This is a genomic window from Shigella sp. FC1661 (genome assembly GCF_001712525.1).
GTDB lineage: Bacteria > Pseudomonadota > Gammaproteobacteria > Enterobacterales > Enterobacteriaceae > Escherichia > Escherichia coli.
On record NZ_MDGW01000030.1, the window covers coordinates 1 to 11,886 of the forward strand.

10 protein-coding genes, 1 tRNA gene and 5 pseudogenes are annotated in these 11,886 nt (G+C 50.5%); 8 read left to right on the plus strand and 8 right to left on the minus strand.

The genetic code is table 11. The features are described 5' to 3' along the window. Positions 1-292 (plus strand): annotated as a pseudogene (locus BFF42_RS02440) (IS1-like element IS1X2 family transposase); the annotation flags it as partial. Between the two features lie 237 nt (positions 293-529). Then, positions 530-1,477, plus strand: a complete 948-nt coding sequence (locus tag BFF42_RS02450; protein ID WP_024258640.1) for a phosphoglycerate dehydrogenase — start codon at positions 530-532, stop codon at positions 1,475-1,477. A gap of 78 nt (positions 1,478-1,555) precedes the next feature. Here the strand turns inward: BFF42_RS02450 and BFF42_RS02455 are convergent. Next, positions 1,556-1,632, minus strand: a tRNA-Met gene (locus BFF42_RS02455). Between the two features lie 208 nt (positions 1,633-1,840). Between BFF42_RS02455 and mltA the strand changes: the two genes are divergently transcribed. Further along, positions 1,841-2,938: a murein transglycosylase A gene (gene mltA / locus BFF42_RS02460; protein ID WP_000678655.1), complete on the plus strand. Its 1,098-nt coding sequence runs from the start codon at positions 1,841-1,843 to the stop codon at positions 2,936-2,938. Positions 2,939-3,014: 76 nt separating this feature from the next. Next, positions 3,015-3,821: a tRNA cyclic N6-threonylcarbamoyladenosine(37) synthase TcdA gene (gene tcdA, locus BFF42_RS02465; protein WP_000117723.1), complete on the plus strand. Its 807-nt coding sequence runs from the start codon at positions 3,015-3,017 to the stop codon at positions 3,819-3,821. A gap of 50 nt (positions 3,822-3,871) precedes the next feature. Here the strand turns inward: tcdA and csdE are convergent, their stop codons facing one another. Continuing rightward, positions 3,872-4,315 carry a cysteine desulfurase sulfur acceptor subunit CsdE gene (gene csdE / locus BFF42_RS02470; protein WP_000184264.1) on the minus strand — a complete coding sequence of 148 codons (444 nt, stop codon included), beginning with the start codon at positions 4,313-4,315 and terminating at the stop codon, positions 3,872-3,874. Further along, the gene (csdA, locus tag BFF42_RS02475; RefSeq protein WP_004985928.1) at positions 4,315-5,520 is read right to left on the minus strand and encodes a cysteine desulfurase CsdA; all 1,206 of its coding nucleotides are present in this window, start codon (positions 5,518-5,520) and stop codon (positions 4,315-4,317) included. Before csdA ends, csdE begins: the two co-directional genes overlap by 1 nt. A 191-nt stretch (positions 5,521-5,711) precedes the next feature. Between csdA and BFF42_RS02480 the strand changes: the two genes are divergently transcribed. The 4 genes from BFF42_RS02480 (at position 5,712) to rlmM (ending at position 8,714) form a co-directional block, all read left to right on the plus strand. Continuing rightward, positions 5,712-5,939 carry a YgdI/YgdR family lipoprotein gene (locus BFF42_RS02480; RefSeq protein ID WP_000750398.1) on the plus strand — a complete coding sequence of 76 codons (228 nt, stop codon included), beginning with the start codon at positions 5,712-5,714 and terminating at the stop codon, positions 5,937-5,939. 350 nt (positions 5,940-6,289) lie between these two features. After that, positions 6,290-7,207: a glycine cleavage system transcriptional regulator GcvA gene (gene gcvA / locus BFF42_RS02485; protein ID WP_000044401.1), complete on the plus strand. Its 918-nt coding sequence runs from the start codon at positions 6,290-6,292 to the stop codon at positions 7,205-7,207. Between the two features lie 18 nt (positions 7,208-7,225). Further along, positions 7,226-7,621, plus strand: a complete 396-nt coding sequence (locus BFF42_RS02490; RefSeq protein ID WP_000203905.1) for a DUF423 domain-containing protein — start codon at positions 7,226-7,228, stop codon at positions 7,619-7,621. Beyond that, positions 7,614-8,714: a 23S rRNA (cytidine(2498)-2'-O)-methyltransferase RlmM gene (gene rlmM / locus BFF42_RS02495; RefSeq protein ID WP_001045525.1), complete on the plus strand. Its 1,101-nt coding sequence runs from the start codon at positions 7,614-7,616 to the stop codon at positions 8,712-8,714. Before BFF42_RS02490 ends, rlmM begins: the two co-directional genes overlap by 8 nt. Before the next feature lie 43 nt (positions 8,715-8,757). Here rlmM and fucR read toward each other — a convergent pair. The 5 genes and pseudogenes from fucR to BFF42_RS02520 all read right to left on the minus strand — a co-directional run. Further along, positions 8,758-9,485 (minus strand): annotated as a pseudogene (gene fucR, locus BFF42_RS02500) (L-fucose operon activator). Between the two features lie 57 nt (positions 9,486-9,542). Beyond that, entirely contained in the window at positions 9,543-9,965 is a 423-nt protein-coding gene (gene fucU / locus BFF42_RS02505) for an L-fucose mutarotase (RefSeq protein WP_000920840.1), read from the minus strand. 1 nt (position 9,966) lies between these two features. Beyond that, positions 9,967-11,385: pseudogene (gene fucK, locus BFF42_RS02510) on the minus strand (L-fuculokinase). Next, positions 11,382-11,579: pseudogene (locus tag BFF42_RS02515) on the minus strand (hypothetical protein); the annotation flags it as partial. The pseudogenes fucK and BFF42_RS02515, both read right to left, overlap by 4 nt. Positions 11,580-11,594: 15 nt before the next feature. Further along, positions 11,595-11,886, minus strand: a pseudogene (locus tag BFF42_RS02520) (IS1-like element IS1X2 family transposase); the annotation flags it as partial.

The following is an 11,886-nucleotide window of genomic DNA, read 5'->3' on the forward strand; positions in this document are numbered from 1 at the left end:
GGCGCACGTCTTCGGTGAACGCACTCTGGCCACACTGGAGCGTCTTCTGAGCCTGCTGTCGGCCTTTGAGGTCGTGGTATGGATGACGGATGGCTGGCCGCTGTATGAATCACGCCTGAAGGGAAAGCTGCACGTTATCAGCAAGCGTTACACTCAGCGCATTGAGCGACATAATCTGAATCTGAGACAACATCTGGCAAGGCTGGGACGGAAGTCACTGTCGTTCTCAAAATCGGTGGAGCTGCATGACAAGGTCATCGGGCATTATCTGAACATAAAACACTATCAGTAAGTTGGAGTCATTACCTTTAGGTTTAGCACCGTCATGCTCGTCTACTGTTGTTCTGGTTGTTGGTGATGCGGTGGCGCTTGCACTCTCTGAATTGAAAAAATTTACTCGTGCTGATTTCGGCTTATATCATCCAGGAGGTGCACTCGGCATTAAAGCAAATTCATAATTTCAAAGTATAAATACAGTAACCGGTCACGCCATCTTTTGGGGTGGCGTTCATTGAAGTGAGTGTCAGCTATGAAAAATGTTCTGGTCACCGTCCCCAGCTTTTCAGCACGCTGTGTTTCCGCCAGCAAGTTGCTAAGAGAGAATAATTTTAATCTTATTATTAAGAATAATGTGGAGCATCTGCTTAAATCAGAATCCACTGCATTACGAGAATCTATTTGCGCGGTCATCGCCGGAAAAGATTGTTATCAGGCGGACACGCTATCATTGCTGCCTGGTGTGAAAATAATATCGAGATTCAGGACGGGGATAGATAATATTGATCTTCGTGCAGCACAACAATCCGGTATTGTAGTCAATAATGCGGTTGGGATTAATTCAAATGCTGTCGCGGAATTTATCATTGGACTTATCTTCGCGAGCATGAGAAATATTCCCGGCAGCTATCATGCGATGCAAAATGGCTACTGGGGTGAGTCGCATGGCTATGAATTACAAGGCAAACGGATTGGCATGGTTGGCTACGGCAATATAGGTAAAACCCTGGCAAAAAGGTTATCCGGTTTTGATGTTGAGCTTTTAGCTTATGACAAACAACCCGATTATCAGGTTGCTGACAAAGTTGGAGTTCAGTTTGTATCAATTGAAGATATCTTTATGCAGTCGCATGTCATCATTGTTCTTTTGCCTTTTTCTCCTGAGCTGGAGAACTTCATTAGTCATAAATATTTGTCGATGATGCGCAATGGTGCTCTAATCATCAATGCCGCAAGGGGAAAGTTGCTGGATGAGGGCGCTTTACTACAGGTGATTGAAGAACGAAATGTGTTTGCGGCGCTGGATGTGTTTAGCTCTGAACCGTTGGCGCAATTTAGCCCACTGCTACATGCCAAAAATATCATTACAACGCCGCATATTGCGGCCGCCACCGTTGAGTCATACCAGCAAACCGGTACACACGTTGCCCAGTCGATAATTGATTACTTCGCAGGAAGGGAGATAAAAAACGTGTTGTGAGTTCAGCGAACGAAGTTTTTAAATACAAAAAAACCGCAATTTGTGGAACACATTGCGGTTTATCAGCATTCTAAGTATTGGTTGCGGGGGCCGGATTTGAACCGACGACCTTCGGGTTATGAGCCCGACGAGCTACCAGGCTGCTCCACCCCGCGTCCGTGGATGCGCACTATACTCCGCTCGCGTTTTCATGCAACCTTTTTTTTACCCCGATCACGGATTTAGCATGATTTTGAACAAAAACAAACCACTAAAGCCTATTTTTTGTGCAAAATTTGCGTCAGGGAGAGGCTGCTCATTTCATTAAACGCGGCGGTTTGTTATCTTCGTTGCGCCTTATTTTTTAACCTGAAGAAGAGAACAATGAAAGGACGTTGGGTAAAGTACCTTCTTATGGGCACGGTTGTGGCAATGCTTGCCGCCTGCTCTTCCAAATCAACCGATCGCGGACAGCAATATAAAGACGGGAAATTTACCCAGCCTTTCTCTCTGGTGAACCAGCCAGATGCCGTTGGCGCGCCGATTAACGCCGGTGATTTTGCCGAGCAAATTAACCATATCCGTAATTCGTCACCGCGTCTGTATGGCAACCAGAGTAATGTTTATAACGCGGTGCAAGAGTGGCTGCGCGCAGGTGGTGATACCCGCAATATGCGCCAGTTCGGCATTGATGCCTGGCAGATGGAAGGTGCCGACAACTATGGTAACGTGCAGTTTACAGGCTATTACACGCCGGTAATTCAGGCGCGCCATACCCGCCAGGGCGAGTTCCAGTATCCTATTTACCGTATGCCGCCAAAACGTGGTCGTCTGCCGTCTCGTGCGGAGATCTACGCGGGGGCATTGGGCGATAAATACATCCTCGCTTACAGCAACTCTCTGATGGATAACTTCATTATGGATGTGCAGGGTAGTGGGTATATCGACTTTGGTGATGGCAGTCCGCTTAACTTTTTCAGCTATGCAGGGAAAAACGGTCATGCCTATCGCAGCATTGGTAAGGTGCTGATCGACCGTGGCGAAGTGAAAAAAGAAGATATGTCGATGCAGGCGATTCGTCATTGGGGCGAAACACACAGTGAAGCCGAGGTTCGCGAGCTGCTGGAACAGAACCCGTCTTTCGTCTTCTTTAAACCGCAATCTTTTGCACCGGTGAAAGGGGCAAGTGCGGTGCCGCTGGTTGGCCGTGCTTCTGTTGCCTCCGATCGTTCAATTATTCCGCCAGGTACTACCTTGCTGGCAGAAGTGCCGCTGCTGGATAATAACGGCAAATTTAACGGTCAGTACGAATTGCGTCTGATGGTGGCGCTGGATGTCGGTGGCGCAATCAAAGGCCAACACTTCGATATCTATCAAGGGATCGGGCCGGAAGCCGGACATCGCGCAGGTTGGTACAACCACTATGGACGTGTCTGGGTGCTGAAAACCGCCCCGGGCGCAGGTAACGTCTTTAGCGGCTGATGTGTTATTCTGTATACCGTTTTTACGGATACGACAGGGTGAGGGATAACCTCACCCTTTTTAATTCTGAGGTGCTATGTCTGTGGTAATTAGTGATGCATGGCGTCAGCGTTTTGGTGGCACAGCGCGTCTGTATGGTGAAAAAGCGTTGCAACTGTTTGCTGACGCGCATATTTGTGTGGTTGGTATCGGTGGTGTCGGTTCCTGGGCGGCGGAAGCGCTGGCGCGCACGGGGATTGGCGCAATCACGCTTATCGATATGGATGATGTGTGCGTCACCAATACCAATCGGCAAATTCACGCTCTGCGCGATAACGTCGGGCTGGCAAAAGCGGAAGTCATGGCGGAGCGCATTCGCCAGATTAACCCGGAGTGCCGTGTAACGGTGGTGGATGATTTCGTGACGCCGGATAACGTAGCGCAATATATGAGTGCCGGTTATTCGTACGTGATTGATGCCATTGATAGTGTACGACCCAAAGCGGCGCTGATTGCTTATTGTCGGCGCAATAAAATCCCGCTGGTCACGACCGGTGGCGCGGGTGGGCAGATTGACCCGACGCAGATTCAGGTTACCGATCTGGCGAAAACGATTCAGGACCCGCTGGCGGCGAAGTTGCGCGAGCGCCTGAAAAGCGATTTTGGCGTAGTGAAAAACAGTATAGGTAAGCTCGGCGTGGATTGCGTGTTTTCTACTGAAGCGCTGGTGTACCCGCAGTCAGACGGTACGGTGTGTGCGATGAAAGCCACGGCAGAAGGGCCGAAGCGGATGGATTGTGCATCTGGATTTGGCGCGGCAACGATGGTGACCGCCACCTTTGGGTTTGTTGCGGTTTCTCATGCGCTGAAGAAGATGATGGCGAAAGCAGCGCGTCAGGGTTAAACAATCAGGTCGGATGCGACGCGAACGTCTTATCCGACCTGGTTCTGTGCTTAAACCTGCTTCGCCGCAGCGATAATTGCCTCGCTTAACGCATTCAACCCCTGGCTGCGTGAGGCGCTAAGCTGCCCACGCAATCCCAGCTCATCAAACAATGCCAGCGGCGACTGTGCCTGTAATTCGGCGGCGGTTTTCCCCTCAACGGCAGTCAACAACACCGCCAACAGGCCGCGCACAATGCGCCCTTCGCTGTCGCCAAAGAAGTGCATTTTACCGTTTTCAGCCACGGTATATCCCAGCCAGACGCGGTTTTCGCATCCGGCAATCTCTTTAGCCTGCGCTTTTAACTCGTCTGGCAAAGCCGGAAGCTGTTTCCCCAGCATGATCAACTGGCGATATTTATCTTCCCATTGCGTCAACGGTGCGAAGGTATTGCGTAACGTTTCTGCGGTTACGGTTGTGCCGAACGGATGTCCGGCGAATTGCGGGTTTGTCATTAATCCACCAATAATTCCAGCGCGCGGTCAACGGCATTCACCAGCGCATCCACATCACTCTTTGTATTATATGGCGCAAAAGAGGCGCGCAGTGTGCCGGTTACGCCTAATTCTGCCAGTAGCGGCTGAGCGCAATGTTGCCCGGCCCGCAAGGCAATACCGTACTCCGCCAGTAGCGTCACCATATCGCTGTGATGAACGCCAGCAAAATCAAAGGCCAGCAGGCTGGAATCCTGGCAGCGGAATGAACGAAAGCCTGGACGTTTCGCCAGCGCATCTTCCGCCAGCGTTGCTAAGCTATGGCTCCAGTTTTCGGCCTGGTTGATATCGTAATCTGCCAGCCATTCCAGCGCCGCGCTTAATCCTATGACACCAGCCACATTTGGCGTTCCTGCTTCCAGTTTCCACGGCGCAGATTGAGTCGTGAAGCCGTCAAAACTCACTTCGTGAATCATTTTGCCGCCACCCAGCCAGGGCGACATCGCTTCCAGCAGTTCTGATTTGCCATACAGCACGCCGATACCCGTCGGGCCATACAGTTTGTGACCAGAGAAAGCATAGAAATCGATATCCAGTTGCTGAACATCCGCGGGGAAATGCACCGCCCCCTGAGCACCATCAACCATCACCACCATCCCTGCTGAATGAGCAAAGGTAATCGCTCGCGCCAGATCCGGGCAACCGCCAGTAACGTTCGACATCTGACTCAACGCCAGAATCCGACTACGGGGAGTAATCAGTTCTGGCAACAAATCGACATCCGGCAGTCGCTGCGCATTAAGCGGCAATTTCACCACTTTGGCTCCAGTTTGTTGGGCGACCATCAGCCAGGGGACGAGGTTGGCGTGGTGTTCTGCCACGCTGACAATAATCTCATCGCCCGGTTGCAGACGCGGACGCGCATAGCATTGTGCCACCATGTTGATGGATTCAGTGGTGCCGCGCGTCCAGACGATAGTTTTATCATCCGGTGCATTCAGTAATTGCGCCACTTTCTCTCGTGCAGCTTCATAACGCGCGGTCAGGCGTTGGGCTTCGGCAAACTGGCTGCGATGGACGTTTCCGGCGCTCAGGCTGTAAAACTGTCGAGTGGCTTCAACCACGGCTTCAGGTTTAAGCGCGGTCGCGGCGCTGTCGAGATAGACGCCCGCATCCTGTAGTGCGGGAAACTGGGCGCGAAACTGCGCGGGATTAAAAACGTTCATGGTACTCCTCGGCTTGATGCACCGATCGTGACGCAAAATTCACTTTGATACAAGGAGAGTGCTAACCATCAGAATTATCTGGATATCCTGGCGAAGCCGCGTAAGTAACATATGCTGAATAGTGTTAGGCGTTAATTTTAGCCTGTTAATCAATACTATTAAGATTTATTAATCGCTTTAAGGAGAAGATGATGAAAAAGACTGCCGCAATTATTTCTGCCTGTATGCTGACTTTTGCCCTGAGCGCCTGTTCCGGTTCGAACTATGTGATGCACACCAATGACGGACGTACCATCGTCTCTGACGGCAAACCACAGACTGATAACGATACCGGTATGATTTCGTATAAAGACGCTAATGGCAACAAACAGCAGATCAACCGTACTGACGTGAAAGAGATGGTCGAACTGGATCAGTAATTCGCGATCGCAAGGTAAAAAAAAGCACCGCAATTAGGCGGTGCTACATTAATCACTATGGACAGACAGGGTAAATGTACAGGAAGTGAAAAAAGGTAGCTTTGCTACCATGGTCTGAATCGCAGACCAATTGCAAACACAACAACACAACATCACAACCGTAAGCCAAAAGTTCACCAGAACACGCATTCCGATAAAACTTTTCGTTCCGGCTCAGGAAGTGCCGCCACTATAGGTATTTGCTGGTAGAAGCTCAACGGACAATTTATAATGGCTCAGATTAAAAAAACTAATAGGTTACATAGTGTGATCTAATTGTTAAATTCATTTAACATCAAAGTTTAATAGCCATGTCTAAACGATTACCACCGCTAAATGCCTTACGAGTTTTTGATGCCGCAGCACGCCATTTAAGTTTCACTCGCGCAGCAGAAGAGCTTTTTGTGACCCAGGCCGCAGTAAGTCATCAAATCAAGTCTCTTGAGGATTTTTTGGGGCTAAAACTGTTCCGCCGCCGTAATCGTTCACTCCTGCTGACCGAGGAAGGGCAAAGCTATTTCCTCGATATCAAAGAGATATTTTCGCAATTAACCGAAGCGACGCGTAAACTCCAGGCCCGTAGCGCCAAGGGGGCGTTGACGGTCAGTTTACTCCCCAGTTTCGCCATTCATTGGTTGGTTCCGCGACTTTCCAGCTTTAATTCAGCTTATCCGGGAATTGACGTTCGAATCCAGGCGGTTGATCGTCAGGAAGATAAGCTGGCGGATGATGTTGATGTGGCGATATTTTATGGTCGGGGCAACTGGCCGGGGCTACGGGTGGAAAAACTGTACGCCGAATATTTATTGCCGGTGTGTTCGCCGCTACTGCTGACTGGCGAAAAACCCTTGAAGACACCGGAAGATCTGGCTAAACATACGTTATTACATGATGCTTCGCGCCGTGACTGGCAGACATATACCCGACAGTTGGGGTTAAATCATATCAACGTTCAGCAAGGGCCAATTTTTAGCCATAGCGCCATGGTGCTGCAAGCGGCTATCCACGGGCAGGGAGTGGCGCTGGCAAATAACGTGATGGCGCAATCTGAAATCGAGGCCGGACGTCTTGTTTGCCCGTTTAATGATGTTCTGGTCAGTAAAAACGCTTTTTATCTGGTTTGTCATGACAGCCAGGCAGAACTGGGTAAAATAGCCGCCTTTCGCCAATGGATCCTGGCGAAAGCCGCTGCTGAACAAGAAAAATTCCGCTTTCGTTATGAACAATAATTTACGTAGGGTACGACCATGACCAGCCGTTTTATGCTGATTTTCGCCGCCATTAGCGGCTTCATTTTTGTGGCTCTGGGCGCTTTTGGCGCGCATGTGTTAAGTAAAACCATGGGGGCCGTTGAGATGGGCTGGATCCAGACCGGCCTCGAATACCAGGCGTTTCATACGCTGGCGATCTTAGGTCTGGCGGTGGCAATGCAGCGTCGCATCAGTATCTGGTTTTACTGGAGTAGCGTTTTCCTCGCGTTAGGCACGGTGTTGTTCAGCGGCAGCCTTTATTGCCTGGCGCTGTCCCATCTGCGTTTGTGGGCGTTTGTCACTCCGGTTGGCGGCGTGAGCTTCCTCGCGGGCTGGGCGTTAATGTTAGTTGGTGCTATCCGTTTAAAGCGCAAGGGCGTAAGTCATGAATAAGGTTGTATTGCTGTGCCGTCCGGGCTTTGAAAAAGAGTGCGCCGCAGAAATTACCGATAAAGCCGGCCAGCGGGAAATTTTCGGTTTTGCCCGCGTGAAAGAGAATGCGGGTTATGTCATTTATGAATGTTATCAACCTGATGATGGCGATAAGTTAATCCGTGAGCTGCCGTTCAGTTCATTAATTTTTGCCCGCCAGTGGTTTGTGGTGGGGGAACTCCTGCAGCATTTGCCGCCAGAAGATCGTATTACCCCCATTGTCGGCATGTTACAGGGCGTAGTAGAGAAGGGCGGAGAACTGCGTGTTGAAGTTGCCGATACCAACGAAAGCAAAGAGTTGCTGAAATTCTGCCGTAAATTTACTGTTCCGCTACGCGCTGCCTTGCGCGATGCCGGGGTGCTGGCGAACTATGAAACGCCGAAGCGTCCGGTTGTGCATGTATTCTTTATTGCACCAGGCTGCTGCTATACCGGTTACTCATACAGCAACAATAATTCGCCGTTCTATATGGGCATTCCGCGCCTGAAATTTCCGGCAGAGGCGCCGAGTCGTTCCACGCTCAAACTGGAAGAGGCATTTCATGTGTTTATTCCTGCGGATGAGTGGGATGAACGCCTGGCGAACGGGATGTGGGCGGTGGATTTAGGCGCTTGCCCTGGCGGCTGGACCTACCAACTGGTGAAGCGCAACATGTGGGTTTATTCCGTCGACAACGGCCCGATGGCGCAAAGTCTGATGGATACCGGGCAGGTGACGTGGCTGCGGGAAGACGGTTTCAAATTCCGTCCGACACGCAGCAATATCTCCTGGATGGTATGCGATATGGTTGAAAAACCGGCTAAAGTTGCGGCATTGATGGCGCAGTGGCTGGTTAATGGCTGGTGCCGTGAAACCATTTTCAATCTCAAACTGCCGATGAAAAAACGCTACGAAGAAGTATCACACAATCTGGCGTATATTCAGGCACAGCTTGATGAACATGGCATAAATGCTCAGATTCAGGCGCGGCAGTTGTATCACGATCGCGAAGAAGTGACGGTGCACGTCCGCCGCATCTGGGCTGCGGTGGGTGGTCGTCGCGACGAGCGATAACAGGCAAGGCCGGGGCGTCGTCTTCGGCCTGCTACCCTTTCCGTCAGGCTGTTACCAAAGAAGTTGCAACCTGGCGCTCATCAGAAATAATGTGCGTTACCTCATCCAGATGCCCGATGCGGGCTTCCCCTGAACGATTAAATTTACTTTTATCAATCAATAACAACGATTGCGCGGCACGTTTTAATAGCATCGATTTGTAATCAGCGTTGATCGCATTGGAGTCCCACAGTGCGCCGCTGCTATCGATCCCTTCACAAGAAAAAATAAACAGATCGATTTCCAGCGATTTAAGTTGGGAAATCAGCGAGGGATTGACGTAACAGCCATATTTGCGCTCAAGTGTGCCGCCGGAACTGATCAGTTGAATGCGTTCGCGTTTACCGAGTTCATGGCAAATCGGATGGCTATTGGTGAAGACCTGAATGTTGATGTCAGGCAACTGGCGTGCCAGATACCAGCAAGTTGAACTGGCGTCTAAGGCTATCACCATCCCTTCTTCAATCCACGCGAGCGCCTCGCGCGCGATATCTGCTTTATGCGCATAATGGCTTTTCAGCCTGATGTGAAAGGGATCGCCACTGTCTTGATTTTGACGGTGGATATATTTAGCGCGTCCATGATTGCGCAGAATTTTACCCTGCGTCTGTAATTCATTGAGATCGGAATGGTTTCTTTACTGACCTTTAGCTGTTCAGAGAGAGCTTCCGTGGTCAGGCTGGTATGGTTCAGCAGCAGGTCGACTATCGCTTGCTGGCGTGCCGCTTTCATATTTTTCACCCCATCATTCGATAACCGCCCGCGTCATGCGGGCGTACCGGTATGAGATTACGGTGTTACCCCTTTTTTTAAAAGAATATTCCCGTACTTCGCTCGTTCGCCTGTGATAACGATCGCAAAGGCTTTTTGCGCCCGTTCATAAAACGCAAAACGATTGATGCGGATGATGTCAGGACACGGGGCTTGTAGTGAAAGCGCATTACGGTAACGTCGTTCTACTTCAGGATCGAGAGTGTCACCTTCTACCGCCGCCATCATCACCAGCGGCGGTGCATAACTGTCCAGTTCAAATAACGGGATAATCGCCTGGAGCAAGTCGCTCACCAACAGGCCATCAGCGCGGATCACCTGCGGTCCCATCGAATGGGCGGGAAAGTGAGCATCGGAAAAAATAATTTCATCTCCATGTCCCATCTCTGCCAGCACTTTCAATAGTTCGGGAGAAATTAACGGCGAAATTGTTTTCAGCATTTCACACTTCCTCTATAAATTCAGGTTCAGTTTGCGGGTAGAAATAACGGTACTGATAATGAATCTATGCGCGGGCTTCTTCAGGGCTGTTAAATTCCCCTACGCCATACCAACCGAACAGCGCAGCTCCTGCGACGGTCGTTTCGGCGTCGTCGAGAACTTTTACCGGAATATCAAGCATATTGGCTTTAATCTGATTCCACAATGTGTTGCGACTTCCTCCACCGACTAACAATAATTCAGAGGCCTTAAAGTGCCCGATTTTTTCCAGCATCTGTAGATTGCGCTGTAATTGCGCAGTTAACCCTTCCAGCGCCGCGCGATAGAAATGCCCCCGCGTGGTATTAAGCGTCACTCCTTGCCAGCCAGCGTTCTGACACGACAATAAATCACACTGCATTTTTACGCCATCCGCGCTAGGCGCGATCAGACGAGCTTCTTCAATCAACATTTGCCAGGGTGTTTCAGCCGTCCAGAACAGTTTTCTCACCCATTCCAGCACGCCGGATGCCAGCCATTGCATACCTAGGTTATACAACCCTGCCTGGCTATCCAGTTCGCAGGTGGAACCGGCGTACTGACTTAACAGCGAAGTATCAACCTAGGCGCTACGGACCATTAAAATTTCCCATGTACCGGAAGAGAGCACGGGTTCATTTTGGTCGGCACCAGCGCCAAAAAGGGCGAACTGGGTATCGTGACCTGCGGAAATCACCGGTATGCCAACGGGTAAGCCGAGCATTGCTGCGGCGCTGTTCTGTAGCGTACCAATCTGTTCACCCGCTTCCACCAGACGAGGGAAGAGTCGGCGTGGAATACCAGTGGCTTGTAAAATTTGCGGACTGAAATCGCGTTGCTGGATATCCAGCATCTGGCTGGTTCCGGCCATCGTGATATCAGTAGTGAATTCGCCGGTTAAACGGTGGTTAATCAGCGACGAAATAAAGAACCAGGCGTGCGCGCGTTCCAGCAGTTGTGGATGATTTTCTTTCAACCACACCAACTTATATAACGTATTGAAACTAAAGGCTCCGACGCCAGAAATAGCCTGCAACCGCTGTGCGGAGATCAACTGTTCAATATTGTCCATAACCGCTGCTGTTCGCGGACATTTCCAGCTAATGATCGGATAGAGCAGATTACCTTGCTTATCTACCAGAGCGCCATCCACACCAAAGGTGGTGACGGCGATACCGCGGATGTGGCATTCAGTCAGTTCACTATTGATTTGCCGACAGCAATCAGCAAAGCGTTGCAAAATGGCGTCTAAAGACCACTGGTGCCAGGTGTTGTTTTCCATCGCGATATCGCTGGCATTAGGCGTTGAGGCGCGGGCAACAATTTTTCCCTGCCGATTAACCGCGATGGCCCTGACATTGGTCGCGCCACAGTCGAGTACCAGGATAACTTCTTGTTTCATAATCGCTCCTGCAATACTTCAATATCCATGCCGTGCGCAGCCCAGGCAGAAGGACGATACACTTTGGTCTCTTCAACGTTGTGCATACATACCGGGATACGCAGCATGGAGGCGAGAGTGATAAAGTCAGCGCCAACGTGGCCGATGGTCAGAACCCCATGGTTAGCGCCCCAGTTCGCCATTACCGAGTACACGGTAATGACTCCAACTTACTGATAGTGTTTTATATTCAGATAATGCCCGATGACCTTGTCATGCAGCTCCACCGATTTTGAGAACGACAGTGACTTCCGTCCCAGCCTTGCCAGATGTTGTCTCAGATTCAGATTATGTCGCTCAATGCGCTGAGTGTAACGCTTGCTGATAACGTGCAGCTTTCCCTTCAGGCGTGATTCATACAGCGGCCAGCCATCCGTCATCCATACCACGACCTCAAAGGCCGACAGCAGGCTCAGAAGACGCTCCAGTGTGGCCAGAGTGCGTTCACCGAAGACGTGCGCC